Raw genomic sequence first — 21570 nt, 5'->3', positions numbered from 1 at the left:
GTATGCCACAATGAAGCATATCGGGTTCGTATTCACTTCTTCATGACAAAGGAGAGACATATGGGAGCATTTACATTCGGCATTATGGGCGCAGGGAAAATTGCCAACAAGTTTTGCGCCGCGGTGGAGCTGATTGACGGCTGCCGGGTGGCCGCCGTATCCAGCAAATCCATGGAACGGGCCACAGAGTTTGCGGCGAAGCATGGCATATCTGCCACATATGACAGCTATGAGCAAATGCTTGTCCGGGAGCGGCCGGACTGTGTGTATATCGCCGCCACAACAGATGCCCATTATGATTTATGCATGCTTTGTTTGGACCACCGGGTGCCGGTGCTCTGCGAAAAAGCCATGTTTGTGAGCAGCGGGCAAGCGGAAACGGTCTTTGCCCGGGCGAAGGAGCTGAATGTATTTGTTATGGAAGCCATGTGGAGCCGCTTCCTGCCTGCGCTGAAGCAGGCCAAGCAGTGGCTGGCGGAAGGGCTTATCGGCAATCCCTCCTTCCTGGAGCTGGGCATCGGGTTTGTGGCTCCCAATGACAGGACAAACCGGTATTTTAACCCCCGGCTGGGGGGCGGCGTTGCTTACGATATTACGGTGTACGCCTATGAAATCGCCACGTACCTGATTACCCGCCCTATCGAGGACATGCAGGTGGCGGCAATTTGGGCGGACACCGGCGTGGATGTGACCAACCAGATCACGCTGCGTTACCCGGACATGCTGGCATCCCTCGAAACCAGCATCGTATGCGCATTGGATCAAGGGCTGGTAATTTACGGCGACAGCGGGAAAATCGTTGTTCCCCGGCCCCATGTGGCTTCCGAGGCTTTTTTGTATGCGGCTGACAAGGAGCTTCGCACCCATCACAAGGATGAAGAGACCCAAAACGGGTTTGTCTACCAAATTCAAGAGGCGATGCATTGTATACAAAATGGCAAAATCGAAAGCCCCGTCGTCCCCCATGAGCTGACCTTGCAGTGTGCCCGGCTTTTTGACCGGATCGGGGAAACCCGTCCGCAGGCAGGTCAGAGATGAACTATTGAGTGAAGCCTTCATGAAATTATAAGCTGCCATTTATATCAATTTGCATATAGCAGGTGTGAGAAAATATGAATCCTGTCCTATTCCACTCCCTGAAGGGCGCAAGAATTGAGCTGAGGAAAATCAGCCTGGAGGATGCAGCGGAGATGTATGCCTATCTGTCCGACGAAGAGGTGTCCCGGTACATTGGCTGGAAACTCATGCACACCATAGATGATACTCGCAGGCATATCGGCACATTGCTGGAGCGGGAGGCGTCAGGCACCCACTTGTACGCGGCGGTTATTCTGAAATCCACCGGAGCTGTCATCGGGAACGCCATGCTGTTCAATATGGATGCCCGGGAGGGCCATGCGGAGATCGGATACGTGCTCCATAAGGGCTACTGGGGCCAGGGTTATGGCACCGAGTGTGTAGCGTTGGTGGATGCATTCGCCTTTGAGGTGCTCCAGCTCCATAGACTGTATGCCTGCGTGATTGCCGCCAATCTTCCTTCCGCCCGCATTCTGGAAAAGAACGGGTATCGGCTGGACGGGACATTGCCGGACGGAAGCCTGCGCTTCAAAAAAGAAAGCGGGAAATGGAACATCTAGGTTTGTGCTTCCGTCTGTAAGGCAAAGGAAGGTGTTGAGCCGATGAAAGGATGGATGAAAACGCTGTTCATGACCGCCGCATTTCTGGCAATTCTCTGCGCCCAGCGGCCTCAACCTGCAGAGGCGCTTAGCTGCGCCCAGCCCCCGCCGATTGATGGACATAACCGATGCCCGTATTTCGATCAGTGAGAATTTATTTTTTCTGAAGAAAAACGGCAGCGACTGGGAGAATCCTCTCTGTTCTCCTACATTGAAGCAGGAGAACACGGCTGAGGAGCTTGCTTTTTTAAAGGATAAGGAAATTGCTCTGAACGAAGCCTCCGAACCGTCCGGGATTTCCGGCGGAAGAGTTTGGCTGATAACGGTAGCGGCTCTGGGAGTATCCGCTCTTTTGGGATATGGCATATACCGCATGGCAAGACGAAGAGTTTGATACGCAGGAAGGAGAGGGTTGGGATGAGAAAAAACCTGTTGTTGGGAAAAATGAAGCTGTATGTGCTTGTGTGTTTGTTGGCGTTAAGCGGACTCGCCGGAACGCTTCCGGCGTATGCCCTGGGACCGCACATCCCGGAGCTGCCGCCGGTTATTACCTTGCTGGAGGAGACGCCGCTGTATGCGGAACCGGATGCTTCCCTTTCCCCTGTGGCCGCTTTGAGCCCGCAGGATGTGGAGACGGTGGAGGCGGGGGCAAGCTGGTACGCCAGAACCGATGACCGGGTGTGGATCAAGATCAAAACCACCTGGGCGGGCAATCTGTGGGTAAATCTCCACTACCAGTCCGTCGGTGTGGTTAAGCCGGTGGATACCTACCTTATCCTGTTATGGGGCGCCTATCTCTACACGCAGCCGCTTGTATCCGCGCAGACGGAGGCGGTGCTGTCCCCGCAAACGGTTCACGCCAACGCTGTATTTGAATCCCCGTTTGCCTATCTGTCCACCCCTTACCGCATTGAGACATCCTGGCTGGGCGACATGTGGGTGGTGGCCAATCCCCATGTACTCACAAATGTGGAGATTGTCAATCAGGACATGGAGCTGCCTACGGAAACTCTGTATATGGAGGATTACGATTCGGCCAACAGAATGCAGCGCCCCTCCGACGCCAAGCTGATTCCTCCGCAGCAGGTGTTCGCCATGGAAAAAACGGAGCAGGGCGTATACCATGTCCGTTCCCAGGACGGCAGTGTATTCTGGGTTCATCCGGACTATGCCCAGCCCTCCGGAGCGGAGCAAATCAAGGAGACTGTAGAATTGAAGCAGTCTGTCACTCTTTATATGTTTCCCAAGGCTCCTTCCTTAAGATTCGGGATGCTTTCCCCACAGAACGTCACCGCTTTTGAAAAATGGACCGATCCGGAAGGAAAGGTATGGTACCATATCAACACCTGGGTCGGGAGCATGTGGATTCAGCCGGACCAATAAAGGCGGAATCATGAGGAGCGGGCGGTGCGGACCATTTTATTCGGCGAGCCTTTGCATACCTGGCTGTCCCCTTAAGAATAATAGAAGAAACTGGAGACGGACAGGAGTGTGAGGATGTTGAATTGGATGGATGCCTGGGGAGAGTTCTGGAAATCATGTGTCGTCATTGTAGCAGCGATGATTCTCTTGCGCGTTGCCGGACGCAAATCCATCTCCCAGATGACGATACCGACTACGGTTATTATGATTTCCATCGGTACGGTAATAGTGCAGCCGATTGCAGAAGAGAGCATTTGGATGGCTCTGATAGCGGCGGTTACGTTTATCTCCATTCTGCTTCTGCTGGAGCTTTTGGAATTGAAGTGGAATTTTTTTGAAAACATTATGCGTGGCAAAGCAGTCACCGTAATCCGGGAGGGCAAGCTGCAGGTGAAGGAGCTGGCCAAGCTGCGGATGACGGTGGATCAGCTGGAGATGAAGCTGCGGCAAACGGGGATTGCCCGAATCGGAGATATGAAGACGGTGACCATGGAAACCAACGGTCTGATCGGCTACGAATATATGCCGGATGCCCAGCCCTTGACCTACGGCCAAATGAAAAGCCTGCTGGCCCAATATGCGGCCATGGCCGGCATAGGGCAGCCCCCGGCGCTGGCCGCGGAGGCGCAAGCCGGACCGGGAGCTTCCGGCGGAGAAGCGCAAGGCGTTTCTCCGTACGCTGCCGGTTTATTTGCAGAGATAAGCGGCGGAGAGGAGCATCATGCCCATCACAAGCTGGATTAACAGCCAGGTGAAATCCTCTCCAGCGTATGTTCAGCTTCGGGGCGCCCATAACATGACCGATACTCCAACCAGGCAGATGGCCGCCCCGATCCAATCATACAGATCCGGCATTTTCCGGTCCACCATCCATCCCCACAATACTGCCAGTATGATGAATACCCCGCCATATGCGGCATAGACCCGGCCGAAGGAGGGAAACCTCTGCAAGGTCGGAATCACCCCGTACAAAACCAGAATGAGAGCCCCCGCAATGCCATACCACGTTGGCCTGGACTCCTTCAGCCACAGCCAAACCAAATAACCTCCCCCAATTTCGGCTAAACCCGCGGCGATAAATAAAAGTACAGCGAACATGTCTGAACCTCTCCTCTCATTGCAGCGCCTTTTCCTATAACCAAGGCTTGGCGGACTGGTCCGAATGGCAACCCTAGAATCCTTGGACAGAAGAAGCGTATTTGAAGGAGCGGACGCTTACTTAAGTGCAACCGGCAGCCAGATTTCTACCTGGCAGCGGTCGGCAGCGTCGTCCCAGGAAACATATTTTTCGATGGTGGGCAGGCCGGACAGCTTGTATTTGCTCTGCGGGAGAAACTCCTGGTGGATGCGCTGCCAGGTCATGTTCAGAACATGCGCCGATATGGCCCCGGCCGCTTCAAACACCAGCCATGGAGCAGCCGGATACCGGTAAAGCTCAAAATCAGGCAGGTTCGCCCCCGCCCATTCCACCCCGCACATATAGTCATTGCTGCCGTCTTCGCCGAACCCGAAGCAAAGGCCCAGGTCAACAAAATGCCCGCTTATTTTCTGCAAGGCATCGGCGCTTCCGTCGCTTTTCACTATTGCCCAGGTCCCGCCCCCGAAGGGGGTTGTGGACCTTTTTCCCATCACCTGAAACTCTTCTCTCCGGACGAGCCGATAATCCATTTTGGATGCCCCCTTAATCGTTAGCTCAAATTGCAGCCGACCGTAAAATGCCAGCTTTACGCCTTCCTTCCGTGCCGTTGCAGGAGAAACCCCGTGCAGCCGCTTGAATGCGGCTGTAAACGCATCGGCGGATTCATAACCGTACTTAAGCGCGATATCAATCACCTTTTCCCCGCTGTTCTGCAGATCATATGCGGCCCGGCTCAGCTTGCGGAAGCGGATATATTCCGACAGGGGCATTCCTGCAATTTCAATGAAGGAACGCTGAAACACGGTAAACGGGCATGCCATAATTCTGGCGATTTCCTCCGTATCCATGCCGCCGTTCAGATGCTCTTCCACATAGCCGATGGCTTGATTCATCCGTTCAACCCAATCCATGAGCCCACCTCCTTAAGCCCTATTATACGACCAAAGACAGAGGGGCCGCCCGTTATTTTGAACTGGCTTCCGAACGGATGGGGTTGCCTGGATGCTACATTTGAGAAGCCTGTATACCCGACTGGAAACAGGTAACCCTATAATCTGGTCGATAGCGGCATTGGCCGCGCACTCTAAAGGAGGAAGCATCTATGTTAGGAGCCCATGAAGCCCACGAATTGAGCGAATTATTAATGAGCTGCACCAACAGCATCCAATCTATGGGGCTGTTTCTTGAGCAAGCCCAGGATATTGAACTTAAGAATATGATCGCCGCCCATTTTGAGGTCCATATTCAGGATTACAACATGAAGGTGGAGTATATCTCCCAAGCCATGTCCCGGGATCAATTGAATGTACCCGGTCTCAACCTGAATCCGATTATGCCGGCCGGCGGGATGAATGTACAGCCTGTCCAACCGGAGGTCAAGCTGTCGAAGCTGGATGACCGGGCCATTGCCACCTCATATCTGCTGACGCTTAAGAGGGCGGGCAGAGAGTACGCATGGGCCGCTTTCGAAACCTCAACCCCCCAGCTCCGGTCTTTCCTGGAGGATGCATTCCGCATGTGCTCCCACCAAAGCTTCGAGGTATGGCAGTTCATGGCGCGCAAAGGCTGGTATCCGGTAGTGCAGGCGCCTGTCTCCACTATGAAAACCCTGCAGCAAACCTTCCAGCCGGTTCCCTACCAGCACGAGCCATACCAGCAGCAAACGACCTATCAGCAAGCTCCGTACCAACAGCAGGCCAATCCGCACCAGGCGCCGCACCGGTACCAATAACGTCCGGGATCTGAAGCAGGGAGACCGCGGTAAAGCGTGCTCCCTGTTTTTTTATTTCCCTGGAAATGAATGGATATGAGCGTGATCAAGAGCCTAAGCACTTGGTTTCGCATGAGACGGCTCCTGCCTATGATCTGCACCTCCTGCTGGCGAATAATCGGAAGAATGCCGAGATGGTTTTAAAATTCCAAGGGCATACCGGAAGGTAAAGGGTTTTCTGCAGGAAACCCAGCTTCGGAAGCATACGTCTGAGGACAAGCAGAGTCTGGCTAACGAATCTCTCTCACGCTATTTCGCGAAAACGGGCATGGCAAAAAATCTAACGAATCTATATCGCCTTATTCGCCGGGTTGAACGCCTTTCGGCGCACATTCGGACAAATAGCGATCCTACGATTCGTTAGATTTCAAACAGGCTCACCTATAGGCAAATAGCGATACCTGGATTCGTTAGCCGCTTCTCCCATTTGACTTTTTGGACAGCCTCTTATTTTTCGATCAACTCTCCGCCGCTAGTCTTCCTTGGGCTTGAGGGCGAAGGCGGACAGCAATATGGCGACTCCTCCCAAGCCGGCGGCCAAATAAAAGAAAGGGCCGGCGGATGGCTTCAGCATAACGGAGGCCACGGGCGGCCCTGCCGCGACGCCGATAAACCGCATGCTGCTGTAGAAGGAGGTAACGGTGCCGCGCTGTTCCTTTTCGATGCCCTCGGTAATAAACGCATCCAGACACGGCAGCGCGATTCCGACTCCAGCCGAGCTCAAGGAGATCAGCACCATATCCAGCAGGACCGATTTCTCGCCAAACCAGGCGCAAACCAGTGTGGCTGCGGTGAGCAGGAAGGTTCCGGAAAGGTTGAACCATTTCATCCGCTTCTTGTGGTTGCCGATAAGCTTGCCGGTTCCGAAGGAGCAGGCGCATAAAGCCGCCGTCGGAATGGCCAGCATGCCCCCTTTCAGCACACCGTGCATTCCATGCTCATCCTCCAGCATTTGCGACAAATAAAACAGAGTGCCGAATACCACAAACATGCAGATGCCGCCCAGGACGAAGATAGCGTATAACCAGCGCCCCTTTTGCCGGAACAGAGTCCTCACGGAAGCAAAAAATTGGGGAATGCCGGGAGGCTTAGCCTCTTGTTTCTTGGGCACCTTGACCATTAGCCAGACCATTATCAGCGATGCGGCACATAGTACCGGGATTGCCCAAAAAGGGGCGTGCCAGACAATAACAGCCAACAGGGAGCCGAGAATGGGACTGAGCACCTTGCCGAAGGTGTTGGAGGTTTCGATCATGCCCAGTCCGGCGCTGACCTGGGCTTCATCCTGAAACAGGTCGCCCACCAGCGGCATAACAATGGGAAACGCCCCCGCCGCACCGATGCCCTGTATAAACCGCCCAGCCAATATCCAGACATAGGCATGCGCCAGCCATACGGCGGCAATCCCGCATAGAAGCCCGCCCAAACCCGTAAGGATCAGGCTGGGCACGATGACCTTCTTCCGGCCGAAACGGTCGGACAGGAAACCCGCCACCGGAATCAAGAAAATGGCCACCACGGAATAGACGGTGATGATCAGGCTGACTTGAAACGAACTTACATTCAGTTGACTGCGCATGCCGGGAAGCACCGGAATCAGCATGGAATTTCCCAGGGTCATAATTAACGGAATGGAGGACAGGGCCAGCAGGTCCTTTTTTTTGGGCGCGCTCATGTTCGTTCCCTCCTTTAGTTCAGGCACAAAGACAATTTCCCGGCTGCATCCAAAAACAAAATCGGGAGGCTCGGTAGTACGAGCCCGGTCAACCGCATATTCTCTTAAGAGGAAAATGAGAGGTGGGTTTATAATGACGGTTTTGTTCAGTCATTTTCTGTTGGGTTTGTCTTTGGCCGCTCCCATCGGCCCCATTAACACTGCGCAGATGGAGCGCGGCATCCGCAACGGCTTTCTGCATGCCTGGCTGATCGGCCTTGGCGCTATGCTGGCGGATGGCGCTTTTATGCTGCTTGTTTACTTCGGAGTCATCCATTTTTTGAATGAACCGTTTATGAAAACCTTCCTGTGGCTGTTCGGCTGCTTTGTCCTGACCTACACGGGTGTGGAAAGTCTGCTTCAGGCAGGCAAAGAGAAGGACGGGCGCCGGGGAGGCACCGAGTCTCCTGTCAGATCCTTCGCGTCCGGATTTTTGCTCTCAGTCTCCAATCCCATGTCCATTCTTTTCTGGCTCGGCATCTATGGCTCCGTTCTGGCCGACATGATCGCCAAATACGAAGCCCCCGAAGTTTTGCTCTACAGCTCGGCTATCATGGCGGGCATTATGCTGTGGGATGTGATGATGGCGCTTTTGGCCAGCGCCTTCCGCCGGTTTCTAACGCGCGCGCTCCTTGCTGCCATATCGGTGCTTTCGGGCCTGTTCCTCATTGGCTTCGGAATTTTCTTCGGTGTGGAGGCGTTTAAGCTTTTGTTCGGTTGAAGGTTCCCCGTGCCGGTTCTTCCACCTGCGCGCCATGAAAAGTGTCAACAGACCGATTACCCCCGTGAAGCCCAGGCTGATGAAAAAGCCGGGGCGGCTGATGCTGTGGAACAGGGTTCCGGCTACGGCCAGCGCGATCAGACTCATGCCCGCAATCTGCTTCGTGCGCGTGAAGGGCGTTGCCGGCAGCCGCCGCCAGGCCGTTGCCAGAATGAAAAACCAGTTGTACAGCAGCATGATGCCTGCCGCTGTGGTCAAATATTCATACACGCTTTCAGGCATGAATAATGCGAATATCACTGAAGCTGTTAAACCGGCTGCCGATAATCCGATGGAGGCTACCGGCTTTTTGCCGTTTTTCCCGGCCGCCCTGGCAAAGACTGCAGGCGCGTCATGATCCTTTGCCATAGTGACCACGATGCTGGTAACGGCGAACAGGGAGGCCGTCATGGTGGAAAAGCCGGCGATAATGAGCACGGCGTTGAATACGTGGGGCACAAAGGCCAGATGATACTCAGCCAGCGAAGCAATAAACGGGCTTTCGTTTGCCGCATAGGATGTCCAGGGCTCCAGCAGCAGAACAAAGCCAATGGACAGGACATACAGCACGGCAAGGGCGCCAAGCATCGCCTTTCCCGCCTTTGGGGCGTCCTTGGGATTCCTCAACCGGATGGTCATGAGCCCGATTACCTCAATCCCGCCGAAAGCGTAAAAGGAAAATATCAGCGCCGACCATAGTGCGGTGATTCCTTTGGGAAGCCACTGGGCGGGCATGGAGGCGCCGTGCTCATCCGGTGAAATCACGCCGGCCAATGCCAGGCCGGCGATGGCCAGAAACATCAGGAGAGCGGCCAGCTTCATGACAGCCAGCGTATTCTCCAGCCGCTCAAACCCTTTTGTTCCCCATACAATGACCAACAGCCCCAATCCTCCATATCCTGCGGCGAAGCACCACATGGGCACGGAAGGAAACCAGTACCGGGAGAAGAGGGACAGGGCAGTCAGCTGGCTGCCCATAATGAGCAGCTCCGAGGACCAGTACACCCAACCGCTGCTGAAGCCGGCCCAACGGCCGTACGCCTTTTGCGCATAAGACCGGAAGGAGCCCTCAAGCGGTTGCTCTGCTGTCATGCGTGCAAGCTGGTCGAATACCAGGTACGTGCCCAGTGCAGCCAGGGCGTAATTGAACAGCACGGAGGGACCGCCGATTCCGATGGCGATGGCAGACCCCAGAAAAAAGCCTGTACCAACCGTACAGGCAACACCCAGCAAGGATAATTGCCACCAAGGCAGCTGCTGCTCCCGGGAAGAAGCTTTGGTCTTTTGCTCCATTTCAGAAAAAGTCTCCTTGGCATAACCGGGGTGCCGGAATGCTTTGTCAAGTTGCTTCATGGATTTACTATATCCATTTCCTTCTGGTTTATGTAATAAATTGGGTGGTGGCTGAATTGTTTCCCATAACTACGCCTATATCACCTACTTCCTGGTGGTGGGCCTGATTGCCGGCACGGCGCTGCTGTTCGGGAGGCAGGAGACGGCCTCGGGCGGACAGGGCCAAGGAATCCAACCAAGGAATCCAACCGGATTGACATCCCTCTATGAAAAGGACTATAATCGCACATATTATTTTGATATAAGGGGTATCGGAACGGCCAAGGAAAACACAACAATCCACATTATCCTGGGATTGTTGAACCATGAGGATTTAAGCGGCTGCGATATCAAAAAACGGGCGGATTACATGATCGCAAGCTTCTGGGAAATCGGGTACGGGCAGATTTACCCCACCCTGGCCAAGCTGGAGCAGGAGGGGCTGGTGACCAAACGGATCAGTGGGGAGAGCAAAGGCCCGGAACGGAATTTGTACTCCATTATTGGAGCGGGCCGGGAAACGCTGACCCAGTGGCTGAAGGTTCAGGAGCAGAAGGAGTATACCAAGTATGAAATTCTGCTGAAGCTTTTCTTCGGCAGTCTGGTTCCCATGGAGGAAAGCGCCAAGCGGATCGACGCATTTAAGACCCGCCACATGGAGAATTTGAATATGATCTTTTACAATGCGTATCTGGAAGGGGCGGGAGCAACCGTGAGAATCATCATTTCACCTGCCAAAAAGATGAAAACGGACAATGATATTTTCGGCAGCAGGCGGCTGCCGCAATTTATGGAAGAGACCGGGACGCTGCTGGAGTACCTGAAGGCATTGCGCTATGAAGAGGCGAAGGCCGTCTGGAATTGCAATGATTCCATTGCGGAGCTGAATTATGACCGCATTCAACATATGGATTTGCAGCGCAACCTGACTCCGGCTATTTTCTCCTATGAAGGCATTCAATACCAATATATGGCTCCCAATGTGCTGCAAATGGAGGAGCTGGACTATCTGCAGAAGCATCTGCGCATTTTGTCCGGCTTTTATGGGATGCTGCAGCCTTTTGACGGGGTGGTGCCCTACCGGCTGGAGATGCAGGCGAAGCTGAACGGGCCCGAGCTGAACTCCCTATACGCCTTTTGGAACAGGAAGCTGGCGGACCAATTATTCGCCGAAAGCCGCGTGATTGTCAACCTGGCCTCCAAGGAGTACAGCAAGTGCATTTCCGCTTATGCGGGACAAGGCATCCGGTTCATCACCTGCGTATTCGGGCAGCGGATCGGCGGCAAGGTGGTGGAGAAGGGCACATTGGTCAAAATGGCCCGGGGGGAAATGGTCCGGTACATGGCCGAAAATCGGATCACCGCCGTGGAGGACATCAAGGGTTTTGACCGGATGGACTTTGCCTATGCGGCGGAGCTTTCCGGCAAGGATACCTTGGTGTTTATTCAAAAAAGCAAACCCGCGGGATGAGTTTTCAGCGGGTTTGTTTTTTTATGGGGCTTCGGCCTGGCCAGCCGGACCGACGATCCGTTATTGGGCAGAAAAACGGGGTTTTGTCATCTGAGCGGACACAGCTTCCGTTATGTGCCGGGAAAGAGCCGGATTGGACGGTGGGGTGAGGAAATAGCGTACCATGTGTCCGCGAAATCGTCAAAAGCCTTCCTTTTGGCAAAATAACGGATCCTCGGTCCGCAGCTGGCGGGAGAGCTGTTCAATAGCTTCTTTCGAGCGCCTTCCTTTGGCGTATTTGTATGCTTGACATACAATTAGATTATTTGTATGCTATGTATACAAAAGTAACTCACTAAGGAGGCGCCGCCATCATGGAAACGGAAACCCCCGTTTTATCTCCCGGACGTTATTATAAGCTGCTTCACCAGCAGCGGGAGGCGCAGCTGCTGCTGGCTGCTCTGCGGCTGGACCTGTTCACCTGCCTGGGGCAGTGGACCGTCCCAGCAGAGCTTGCCGCCCGTACCGGCTACCCGGAAGGGCAGCTTGTATGGGTGCTGGAGGCGCTGGCGGCAGCCGGATTCGTTCAGGAGGAGGGCGGCCGCTACCGCAATACACCGGATGCCGCGGAGTATCTGTCCCGGAGCAGCCGGCATTGCATCGGGGACGCGCTGCTGTTCCGCTCCCGTATGACCTCTCTGGAGCAGATGGATCAGCTTGTGGCAGAGGGCGGAGTGGTACCCGTTTCCGGTTTGCCCTATGATTTTGCCGGGCTGGCCGAGGCTGTTGTGCCGGAAATGTATGCCACCGGAAGGGTGGAGGCCTTTCTCCGGGAGATGGAAACGGCGTTTCCCGGCAGAGAGGAGCCGCTTAAAGTCTTGGATGTAGGCGGCGGCTCCGGCTTGCTGGCCATTGAGTTTGTCCTGCGCTACCCCAACAGTGAAGCGGTGGTTTTTGAGCATCCGGACGTGGCGGAGACCACCAGACAGGTAATCGCCCGGTACGGCGTGCAGGAGCGGGTCAGAGTCCGGGAAGGGGATTTTAACCGGGACCGGTTCGGCGGCCAATACGAGCTGGTGATTGCCTCCGGGGTGCTGGATTTTGCCGGCGGGAATTTGACGGATTTGCTCTGCCGGATGAGGGAGGCGCTTGTTCCCGGCGGGTTTCTTTTGGTCATTGGGCAATACAGCCAAAAGGAAACCCGCGATTCGGCAGCAGTTCTTGCCTGGCTGTCGGGAAGGCTGGGTGGACTAAAGGCCGGACCGTCCGCGGCTGTGCTGGAGGAAGCGCTCCATACTGCAGGGTTGGAGCTTGTCCGGGAGCTGCCCAACGGGCCGTTCAGCGGATACTTGTATATGCCAGGAGGGGGGAAGAACCATGAATGAGATGAAGCATGAGGTGATTCATTCGTTTATTGCGCTGACTGAGCGAATTGCCAACAGCAGAACCAATGTGCTGGACTTCGGCAGCGAGGATATGGTGTTTTACCGCGGGGAGATTCACATCATCAAGACCATCGGGGATTATCCCGGCATCTACAGCTCGGAGATTGCCAGAAGGTTCGGCATTACCCGGGCGGTGATCCACAAAACGCTGATCAAGCTGGAGGAGCGGGGGCTGGTAGCCAAGGAGCAGGACGAGGAGGACAAAAAACGGTTCCGCCTCCGGCTTACGGAAAAAGGCTGGACGGCGTACCGCTTTCATGAGGAGTACCACCAGCGCCTCGACCGGGAGCTGTTCGACTATATCGGAGCCTTGAACGGGGAGCAGTTGGAGGCCGTCAGCGGATTTTTGAAGCACGCCGGGCGGTTGATCCAGAATCATGCGTAATGGCCTCAGTCTAAAGACGGACGGGATGGGATAACGGAGAAAATGATGATGCCTTCAACAATCAGATACAGGTCCTGGTGGGAAAAGTTAGGGAACCGGTCCATGCCGGATAAAACTGAATCCTTGGGTGCATGTATATGATAAGGCTCCCTAATGCGATTCAGGTCACTTTTGGGCTTACCGTTCACCGGCGATCTCCTTCATGATGTAACGCCATTCATCGGCATCTCTGGACCATGTCCAGTCATCGGTTAATTGGGGATCTCCTAGGCGGGATATGACTTCTTCATATGTGCCACCGTATTTTTCTTCAAAAGAGAAGAGTGCTTTAACCAGCTCTTTCATCCGTTCTACTTCGTCATAAGCTGGTTCTGAGGCTTTTTTTACTTCATATTCTTGTACAATTTCGCGCAGAATCGTCTCTTTCCCATTGACGGTTCTATACACCGCTGTTAAGTGCTTACTTGCCCTGTCGTATAATATATGGCTCTGTCTGCATCTGTTGCATATTGAAATGCTAAATCCAGCAGCGTGTACATTTCCTGTTTTAACTCGCTGTGGAGTTTATCATCGTGGATATCGGGGGCGATCAAATGCGCAAAGCGGCGATCCGGCAGATCTATCGGGCTGATTCCGGAAAACCGCGTACCGTTTCAACTTTTCCGACCAGCATACCCTGCCTGCCTCACTGGGAGACGCCTCCGTGTCCACCCGCTTGTGCTTTGATTCTGCCTTTATCACCTGGCTGCTGTTTGCTTTGGAAAAGCTGGGGGTTCTGGAAACTGCTGTGCTTTAAACCGGCGGCCGGACTGGCGGCGGAGCTGTTCGCCCGGATGCGGATGGGAACGAAAGCCTACGCCCTGAAGGTAGAGGCCTCCGGAAGCAGAGAGGGCATCCCGTGGAAAACGGAGCGCTTCTTCCACGGCAGCGTGGAACCGGATATGACGGCGCGGGTGGCGGCAGCAGTAGCGGCGAAGCTCTAACGGGGAGATCAGCCTCCCGGGGTGTATCATATCGAGCAGCTGTTCGGCACGGATGTGCTGGACGGGGAAATCCGCAGCCGGGTTATGCGGCGGGACCTTACTCCATCCGGAATACCTTGCCCTTCGGCACAAACGGCAGATGGCGGCTTTTAGGCAGCAAGTAAGCGTGCTCCCGCCGGACGGTCAATCTTTCGCAGTAGCCGTCGGTGATAATCAGCAGCGGCGCTTCCTTGGGAAAGTCCTCCGCCTGCTCCAGCAGATCGATGCCGGGCTGGAGGACCGTTCCGCCGCGGCCTTTGACCGTAACCCGGTCGGCAATCGCCTCCACAGCCAGATAGCCCTGATCATGGGCAGCGGCATCACAGAACACTACCCGGACCAGCGGCACATCCCGCGATATGCTGTAGCTGGCAATAGCGCCCAGGGCCATGCCCAGCAGCTTGGTATCCATGGAGCCGGAGGTATCCAGCAACACTCCGAAGGTCCGGCCAAACGCGTCATCGGGGTTGGGTACCCAGCAGGGCCGGGGAATATCCGGCGTGGAGGCTTGCCTGCGGCTGATTCGGGCATAGGTCCGGACCTTTTCCACCGGAGGAAAATGCTCATCGAACCACTTGGCCAGCTCCACATCCCACCGGATAGGCGGCTGCGACAGCGCCCGGATTTCCTCGATCAGCCCGGCGGGAATCAGCCCCCGGTTTTCCCCGTAATGATACTCCAATCCCTGCGCCAAACAGCCGCGGTAAAATTCATCCAGCGCCACCCCATCCTGGCGGCTCCACCAATCCGGTGTCCGTCCGCCCAGGATATCCCCTGTCCCTATGCCCCGGAAGGTGGCCAGTTTGCGGTACAGCCTCAGATCGTTGACAATCCGGTCATAGACGGATTCCGCAGACAGCCCCGCCAGCTCCGGGTCAAGCAGCCCTCCCACCTTGGGGAACGCCCCCAATTGCATCTCCATCAGCCACTGGTTAATCACATAATCGCAGGCTACATTCCACAGATAAGGGTCCCTTCCATCCGTACGGGCGTGGTGCCGCAAGCCCACATGGAGAAATTCATGGGCAAGCACAAACCGGCATTCCTGCTCATCCAGACCCGCCGCCGGATTCAGATAAATTTCCCTTGCCTCCGCATCGACAGCCGCTACGGAGATGGATAACCGCTGGCATAGGAGCGGATCTTCGATAATGGTAAAATGAGCCGCCATCGCTCCCATGAGAGGATAGCTGCTGATAAACCAATTCCGCGCTTTTTGGGCGGGAGTGAGGCGCTCCCGGTTTGCCCCCAGATAAGGCTCATAACCTGCGGTTACATTGACGGCGCTGGTTACGGCCATCGCCAGCCCTTTTCCCAAAACATCCGGCCAGTTGATCTTCTGTTCTCTCTTGCTCCAATAATGGGCTTCCGCCGTATTGGTATGCCAGAGCATATCCTGAAGGCCTTGTCCGGCTGTACCCAAATTGTACAAAGAAGGAGGTATCCCATTTTCCAAAAAGAGGCGGTACAATTCCTCCTCGCTTTCGGCGGGAAGCTCCACCCGGCCTTCCATTCCCGCAGGCGGCTTCCCCAATTTCATATCATAAAGAAACTTGGCCACAAAGCAGTCGCAGGCCGCATTCCACAGCTCCTGCCGCTCCCTCTTTTGAAAGTGGCCAAAACCCAGATGCAGCAAGGCATGGGCAAGCACATACACCCATTCCTCCGGCAGCCCTCTGCGTTTAGGGTGGACATGAACAGTCCCGTTGCACTCCACCGTCACCCACCCTTGATCGGGACAAAAACTCTTCCCCTCATACCGCTTAATACCTGCATGTGTGACCAAAGGAGTGAACATGGGATGCCGGGATATGATCTGCAGTCCTTCTGTAAAAGCTTTTGTGGCCGGGTCCTGCTGCTCGCCGCATCTCGTTTTTCCCATCTTACCCCTCCTTCCTCCGCTGCACCAATCTTGGCAAATCCCGCACGATTTCCACCAGGAACCAGTCGGGCAGGCTCTCTCCCGATTCGCTTTCGGAGACGGCAAGCTGGGCAATCTCCAGGCTGATGGCGCTTAAATCCTTGATCAGGCCTTTGGCCCGGTGGATCAACTGCTGATTCCGTCCGCTTAAGCCCTCCTTTGCAGGAGGCAGTTCCTTCAGCAAATGCGCCCGGAAGGATTGGGCCAGGAAATAGAGCACATCCCGGTCCTGGGGCTCACGGGGCCAGCCGGTTTCTCCCTCCAGAATGGCATGAAGCCTGTATTTGCTTTGGGTTTGCTTATAAAAGGCCTTGAATTGCCCGGCATGATGGGGAGACAGGCAGCCTGCCGCCAGAATATCCAGTATCCCCGGAGACAACTGCTCCCCATATTCCTTCAAGGCGTCGCTCAGCATATGCCAGGCTCTGGGAGTGGAGAAGGGCTCCTCATGCTTGGGGGGCTGAACCCACAGATGGTCCGGCCGGGTCTCGATATAGTTGACGACAAAAGGGTGGATATCGTTGGCATACGCCCATTCCAGCCACTCCCGGTGGGATACCTTCAGCTGCACATGAAACATGCGGTTGATCAAAGCCGATGACAGGGGTTTGACGATGGCGCTGTCCTGGGCGCGGTTGCCTGCTCCTATGACCACTGAGCCTGCGGGCAGCCTGTAGTCGCCGATCCGTTTCTCCAGGATCAGGCTGTAGAAGGCCTTCTGAACCTCGTGGGAGCAAGCATTCAGCTCATCCAGGAACAAGCAGTAAGGCTCGCTTTTGGCGATCATATCGGGAGGGCAGAAACGGCTTTTCCCGTCCACAATCTGGGGGACGCCGATCAGATCCTCGGGGGCCAGCTGGCTGCCCAGCAGGGAGACGCAGGGCAGACCCACCATATCGGCAAACTGTTGGACCAAGGAGGATTTCCCGATGCCCGGCGGTCCCCAAATAAACACAGGGCGGATAATGGCAATATTGAGCAGCAGCTCCATGAGCTGCTTGGAAGTGACGGATGCGGAAATATTCATGCCGTTTCCTTTCATATACATAGGTTGTTGCCGGCAGCGCCGGTTATAAACAGGGTAGCATGGAACGGCGGCAAGTGGAGGTAAAGTTTTCCTATAAGGGATTTTTGGCGCCTGCTCCTGCTCGTAATACTTCCGCCCTGTTCAATTCTCCCTGGAGGATGGAAAATAGATGTAACCCAAACCACTCTGAACACCGGGAGCTGATGACTATGGCCATCGTGCAAATCCGATCCGCCAATCCGCAATTATCCTTTTTGATCAAAAAGAATCCCGGCTCCGGCATGATGCTCCGCGCCGTCCGCAAGGGAACGGCATATGGCTGGTATTCCGACAAGGAAACCTACAATGTGTATTTCAAGGATGCGGACAATGAAATCTCCTATAAGCAAAATGCGGACGAACACTTCGAATACCTGAATGTGTCCCGCTATAACTCGCCTTTGTTTGCGCTGAATGCCATCAATGAATTTTTCTCCGCCCCCTTGAAGGCCCGCGACGAACGGGACACGGAGGGGTATCGGCATACCTTTTTCATCAATATGGTCCATGTTGAGCGGGAACGGTACATTGATTTTTTCCAAAAGCATATGAAGGACTTCACCTTTACCGTGGAGCATCAAGCCCACAAAAGCTATTCCCTTGCCATCGGGACGGAGAAAAGCCTGTACCATCTCCTCCATGCCGCCAGCGTGGTCTGCTTGTTTTTGTCCATGTTCGGCAATGAGTATTTCGATATTTCCGACAGCATTCTGGACAAATATATCAAAAGCGTGAATGTGATCGATGCGCCGTTTTATATCCGCAGCCTGTTTGTCCGCAATTTCCTGTCCTCCCGGGGCCGGTTCCAGAAGTACAAGGCGGAGCTGGAGAATACCGGACGCTACAGCATCCAGTTTGCCTACGGGGGTACGGCTTTTCAGCGGAGGAGCTATATCGGGGGCGCGCTGGCTTTTGACAAGGCGATTCTGGATGTGGGCTGCGGCGAGGGATTCTATGCCCTTCCCTTCGCAGGCAAAATCGAAAGCAGCTATTATGCCATCGACATCAACGGGGAGCTGCTGGAGAAGGTCAAGCGCAAGGCGGAGGCCAAGGAGTTGGACAATCTGATCACCTTCGGCTCCCTGAACGAGTTTTTGGACAGCTACAACGGGGAGCAGGTGGATGTGATTTTGACGGAGGTGATCGAGCACATGGGCGAGGAGGAGGCCAAGGAACTGATCCGGCAAATTCTCCGCCATGTGGACTTCGGCCGCTTCATCATCACCACCCCCAACGCCGATTTCAATCCGTTCTATGAGCTGAGCCATTTCCGGCATGAGGACCACAAATGGGAGATGGGAGAGGCGGCTTTCCGGGAGTGGGTCCGGGAGGTCATTGAAGATTCCAAGCTGCATCCGGAGTTTATTGCAATCGGCGATTGCGTAGACAATATCAGAACCACCCAGGGCGTCATTTTGAAAAGAGAGGGGGCGTAACCATGGAAATCCGCGCCGACGTACACACAGTGTTTATGCTGGTAGGCTCCACCGAATGCGGCAAGACAACCTTTGCCAAGGAGGTACTGATTCCCGGGCTCCGTTTTGAGGATGCCGGGCGGAATATCAGGGCGAACATCCAGTATCTCTCCTCGGACGCCATCCGCCAGGAGGTGCTGGGGTATGAATACGACAAGTATGACCAGGTGATGCTGGAGGCCAGTGAACAGGCGTTTCAGCTGCTGTTTGAAAAGCTGAAGGCGGCGACCTCCTTCCCGGTGAACGCGGAATTTGTGGTGGTGGATACCACGGGCTTGTCGGAGGATTTCCGGGCCAGGGTGAAGGAGATCGCCCACCAGAATAACTACAAGGTGGAGGCCATCGTCTTCGACTACCGGAAGCGGGAGGATTATTACGCCTCGGAGCGCTCCAAGAAGCTGATTACCAGCCATATCAACCGGTTGAAAAAAGAGGTGCTTGGGGGCCTTCCGCGGGAGGGATATGACAACATCCACAAGGTGCGGGCCAAGGATTTTTATTTGCCGGAGGAAGGGCTGGCGAATCCCGCTTACACCGTTGCAATCGGAAATCTGGAGGATTATCTGGCGGCTGTGCTGCCCCAGGACCGGCAATATATTATCATTGGCGATATCCATGAATGTGTGGATGACCTGAAGGGACTGCTTTTGGACCACGGCTTCAAGCTGAACGGCGGCAGGCTGGAGGCAGCCGGGAAGGTGGCGGGAACCAAGCTGGTTCTGGTGGGCGACTGGATCGATAAGGGCCGCTGCACCAGGGAAACCATCGAGTTTTTGTATGAGAACCGGGATTTCTTTTACTTCGTATTGGGGAACCACGAGAATTTTGTGGATAAATATCTCAAGGGCGAGGTGGCCGGGGTTGAGCAGGAACTGTTGGACAGCTATTTTGACTCGGTGCAGGTGTTGGCCAAGGAGCCGGAGCTGCTGGCGAAATTCCGCCATCTGGTTTCCCTTTCCCAACCCTTCTACCGGTATGCGGGCATCAGGGGGCCTTCCTTCTATGTGACCCATGCCCCGTGCCGGAAGAAATATATCGGCAAGCTGGATACTGGCTCCAGGCGGCACCAGCGGAACCTGCGGATCAACCGGGAGGAGCCGCTGGAGGGGCAACTGGCTTTTCTGCAGGAGGAGGCGGTGGCCAACCATCCTTATCATATATTCGGCCATATTGCCGCCGCGAAGACCTTCCGCTTCGGAAATAAAATCCACATTGACACGGGATGCGCCCACGGCAACCAGCTCACCTCCGTGAGCATCGGATATAAGCCTTTTTATAAGAACCGGAAAGCGGCCCGCGCGGCGGTACAGGAGGAGCTGCCGGTGCTGTTCCGGGAGGAGCGGAAGGTTGCTCTGCGGGATCTGGGGGAGGAGGATATCCGGCGGCTCCACTATTGCTCCCGCAATCAGGTGAACTTCATCTCCGGAACCATGTCTCCGGCAGATAAGGATGAAGCGGCAGGCGAGCTGGAGTCCCTGGAGCGGGGGCTGGCTTACTTCCGGGAGCATGACGTCGGGCAGGTTGTGCTCCAGCCCAAATATATGGGCTCGCGCTGCAATATCTACCTGCACCGCGACCTGGAGCAATGCTTTGCCGTAAGCCGAAATGGGTACAGGATGAAGCAGCCGGATATGACCTCCGTATACGGCGGGCTGTTGGAGAAGTTCGGCGGCTATATGGCGGAGCAGCGAGTAACTATGCTGGTGCTGGACGGGGAACTGCTGCCCTGGAGGGCCTTGGGCGAGGGACTGATCAACCGGCAGTTTGCGGTAATCGGCAAAGCGCTGGAGACGGAGCTTGGTTTTCTTGCGGAGCATGGCTTTGAGGCCGCTTACGGGAAGCTGCTGGAGGATTATGAAGCCAGCGGCTTCGAAAAGGACCAGCATCATACCGCCAAAGGGGAGCTGATGGAAAAGTACGGTTCCCATGTGTACCAAAACTACAAGGATCTCTACGCCATCCGGCAGACGTATGTTCCTTTGGCCGGGCATGAGGCAGCCTATGAAACCTACAAACGGCAGTTGGAGCTGTATGCCAAGGAGGGGGAGCTGGAGTATAAGCCGTTTGCCGTGCTGAAGCTGGTGAAGGAGGAAGGGACAGAGGAGCTTCCCCGGTGGAGCACCTCGGAGATGTTCCGGTTTCTGTCCGAGGATGAGGCCCTTGTGTTGGATTTGTCCGACGGGGATGCCGTGGGGAAGGCGGAAGAGTTTTTTGCCAAGCTTACGGCAGAGGAAGGGATGGAGGGCGTGGTCATCAAGCCGGAGCTGTGGGACGGAAAAACCGTGCCGTACATGAAGGTGCGCAACGCCGATTATCTGTCCATCATCTACGGCTATGACTACCGGTTCCCGCACAAGTACCGCAAGCTGATGAAGCAAAAAAGCATCCGGGAAAAGCTCCGCACCTCGCAGAATGAATATCAGCTTGGCCTGCGGATGCTGGAAATCCCCTTCGGCAGCATATCCCCTGAGCACGAAGGCTACAAGGAAATTGCCGCCAGCCTTCTGTTTGAGGTGGCGCAGGAGCAGGGCATTGACCCGCGGCTGTAGAGCCGCGGTTGAAAGTGGAGGCGTGCAACCCCAAGGGGCGCACGCCTTTCAACTGTTTGCGGCTGTGTCTCCCTGTGCCCGGATTTATACGGAAATAGCGGGTTGTGCGTGATTCTAATGCGATTGCCTTGTTGTTTTGTCCTGTGATAGTAGACGTTTTGCGAAATTTGTCTTTCATAAAGTGGACACGAGCTTAATAGCTCTTTCTCCCTCCACTTCCTTCGTGAAACACAATATACGGAAGTGGTGTGCTGCTCAAACACTACATATAGACACACCTCCCGAGTGCTCCCAATATCCCTCCGTGTCCACTTTCCAACGGACATTCCAAGAAGATTTGTCCTTCTGGCACGTACAAAACGGTATCCGCTCTCCCCAGCTTGCTCTGCGGAATCTTTCAGTCTACCCAAAGATTACCGGCACCAGCAGGTAGAGCCGGGTATA

General features: G+C 55.0%; 19 protein-coding genes. 12 read left to right on the top strand and 7 right to left on the bottom strand.

Going from position 1 to position 21570, the window contains the following annotated elements; translation table 11 throughout:
• Positions 1-60 precede the first annotated feature (60 nt).
• The 4 genes from DQG13_RS16725 (at position 61) to DQG13_RS16705 (ending at position 3842) form a co-directional block, all read left to right on the top strand.
• Complete coding sequence (locus DQG13_RS16725) at positions 61-1038, top strand: Gfo/Idh/MocA family protein (RefSeq protein ID WP_113020929.1); 978 nt, start codon at positions 61-63, stop codon at positions 1036-1038.
• 74 nt (positions 1039-1112) lie between these two features.
• A complete protein-coding gene (locus tag DQG13_RS16720) occupies positions 1113-1637 on the top strand; it encodes a GNAT family N-acetyltransferase (RefSeq protein ID WP_113020928.1) in 525 nt (174 codons plus the stop codon).
• Positions 1638-2093: 456 nt separating this feature from the next.
• Positions 2094-3059 carry a hypothetical protein gene (locus tag DQG13_RS16710; RefSeq protein ID WP_113020926.1) on the top strand — a complete coding sequence of 322 codons (966 nt, stop codon included), beginning with the start codon at positions 2094-2096 and terminating at the stop codon, positions 3057-3059.
• Positions 3060-3173: 114 nt separating this feature from the next.
• Positions 3174-3842: a DUF421 domain-containing protein gene (locus DQG13_RS16705; RefSeq protein WP_113020925.1), complete on the top strand. Its 669-nt coding sequence runs from the start codon at positions 3174-3176 to the stop codon at positions 3840-3842.
• A gap of 30 nt (positions 3843-3872) precedes the next feature.
• Here the strand turns inward: DQG13_RS16705 and DQG13_RS16700 are convergent, their stop codons facing one another.
• Both DQG13_RS16700 and DQG13_RS16695 read right to left on the bottom strand, forming a co-directional pair.
• The gene (locus tag DQG13_RS16700) at positions 3873-4196 is read right to left on the bottom strand and encodes a YnfA family protein (RefSeq protein ID WP_113020924.1); all 324 of its coding nucleotides are present in this window, start codon (positions 4194-4196) and stop codon (positions 3873-3875) included.
• A gap of 117 nt (positions 4197-4313) precedes the next feature.
• Positions 4314-5147 (bottom strand): AraC family transcriptional regulator, encoded by an 834-nt coding sequence (locus tag DQG13_RS16695; RefSeq protein ID WP_113020923.1) that lies wholly within the window; start codon positions 5145-5147, stop codon positions 4314-4316.
• Positions 5148-5338: 191 nt separating this feature from the next.
• On the opposite strand from DQG13_RS16695, the gene DQG13_RS16690 reads away from it, so the two are divergent.
• Positions 5339-5968 (top strand): spore coat protein, encoded by a 630-nt coding sequence (locus tag DQG13_RS16690; RefSeq protein WP_113020922.1) that lies wholly within the window; start codon positions 5339-5341, stop codon positions 5966-5968.
• Between the two features lie 511 nt (positions 5969-6479).
• On the opposite strand, the gene DQG13_RS16685 is transcribed toward DQG13_RS16690, so the two are convergent.
• A complete protein-coding gene (locus DQG13_RS16685; protein WP_113020921.1) occupies positions 6480-7682 on the bottom strand; it encodes an MFS transporter in 1203 nt (400 codons plus the stop codon).
• Positions 7683-7815: 133 nt separating this feature from the next.
• On the opposite strand from DQG13_RS16685, the gene DQG13_RS16680 reads away from it, so the two are divergent.
• Positions 7816-8442: a LysE family transporter gene (locus DQG13_RS16680; RefSeq protein WP_113020920.1), complete on the top strand. Its 627-nt coding sequence runs from the start codon at positions 7816-7818 to the stop codon at positions 8440-8442.
• Here DQG13_RS16680 and DQG13_RS16675 read toward each other — a convergent pair.
• Positions 8338-9774, bottom strand: a complete 1437-nt coding sequence (locus tag DQG13_RS16675) for an amino acid permease (RefSeq protein ID WP_113020919.1) — start codon at positions 9772-9774, stop codon at positions 8338-8340. The two genes, DQG13_RS16680 and DQG13_RS16675, sit on opposite strands and share 105 nt — an antisense overlap.
• 253 nt (positions 9775-10027) lie before the next feature.
• On the opposite strand from DQG13_RS16675, the gene yaaA reads away from it, so the two are divergent.
• The 3 genes from yaaA to DQG13_RS16660 all read left to right on the top strand — a co-directional run bounded on the left by yaaA (position 10028) and on the right by DQG13_RS16660 (position 13093).
• Positions 10028-11284, top strand: coding sequence for a peroxide stress protein YaaA (yaaA, locus tag DQG13_RS31490; protein ID WP_146767164.1), 1257 nt, complete (start codon positions 10028-10030; stop codon positions 11282-11284).
• Positions 11285-11637: 353 nt separating this feature from the next.
• A complete protein-coding gene (locus DQG13_RS16665; RefSeq protein WP_113020917.1) occupies positions 11638-12648 on the top strand; it encodes a methyltransferase in 1011 nt (336 codons plus the stop codon).
• The gene (locus DQG13_RS16660; RefSeq protein WP_220094394.1) at positions 12641-13093 is read left to right on the top strand and encodes a MarR family winged helix-turn-helix transcriptional regulator; all 453 of its coding nucleotides are present in this window, start codon (positions 12641-12643) and stop codon (positions 13091-13093) included. The genes DQG13_RS16665 and DQG13_RS16660 overlap by 8 nt, the downstream gene beginning before the upstream one ends.
• Positions 13094-13270: 177 nt before the next feature.
• On the opposite strand, the gene DQG13_RS16650 is transcribed toward DQG13_RS16660, so the two are convergent.
• Positions 13271-13540: a hypothetical protein gene (locus DQG13_RS16650; RefSeq protein ID WP_113020915.1), complete on the bottom strand. Its 270-nt coding sequence runs from the start codon at positions 13538-13540 to the stop codon at positions 13271-13273.
• Positions 13541-13926: 386 nt separating this feature from the next.
• On the opposite strand from DQG13_RS16650, the gene DQG13_RS30805 reads away from it, so the two are divergent.
• Positions 13927-14076 (top strand): hypothetical protein, encoded by a 150-nt coding sequence (locus tag DQG13_RS30805; protein WP_181592792.1) that lies wholly within the window; start codon positions 13927-13929, stop codon positions 14074-14076.
• A gap of 97 nt (positions 14077-14173) precedes the next feature.
• On the opposite strand, the gene DQG13_RS16645 is transcribed toward DQG13_RS30805, so the two are convergent.
• A complete protein-coding gene (locus DQG13_RS16645; protein ID WP_113020914.1) occupies positions 14174-15997 on the bottom strand; it encodes a DUF2201 family putative metallopeptidase in 1824 nt (607 codons plus the stop codon).
• Between the two features lies 1 nt (position 15998).
• Positions 15999-17063, bottom strand: a complete 1065-nt coding sequence (locus tag DQG13_RS16640; RefSeq protein WP_113020983.1) for an AAA family ATPase — start codon at positions 17061-17063, stop codon at positions 15999-16001.
• A 209-nt stretch (positions 17064-17272) separates the two neighbouring features.
• Here DQG13_RS16640 and DQG13_RS16635 point away from each other — a divergent pair, with 209 nt between their 5' ends.
• The gene (locus DQG13_RS16635; RefSeq protein ID WP_113020913.1) at positions 17273-18538 is read left to right on the top strand and encodes a class I SAM-dependent methyltransferase; all 1266 of its coding nucleotides are present in this window, start codon (positions 17273-17275) and stop codon (positions 18536-18538) included.
• 2 nt (positions 18539-18540) lie between these two features.
• Positions 18541-21126 carry a metallophosphoesterase gene (locus tag DQG13_RS16630; protein WP_113020912.1) on the top strand — a complete coding sequence of 862 codons (2586 nt, stop codon included), beginning with the start codon at positions 18541-18543 and terminating at the stop codon, positions 21124-21126.
• The last annotated feature ends 444 nt before the right edge of the window (positions 21127-21570 follow it).

The organism is Paenibacillus sp. YN15 (assembly GCF_003285005.1).
In the GTDB taxonomy this organism is placed as follows: domain Bacteria; phylum Bacillota; class Bacilli; order Paenibacillales; family NBRC-103111; genus Paenibacillus_AR.
Note: the sequence above shows the minus strand (reverse complement) of the source record. Positions and strands in the feature narration are given on the sequence as shown.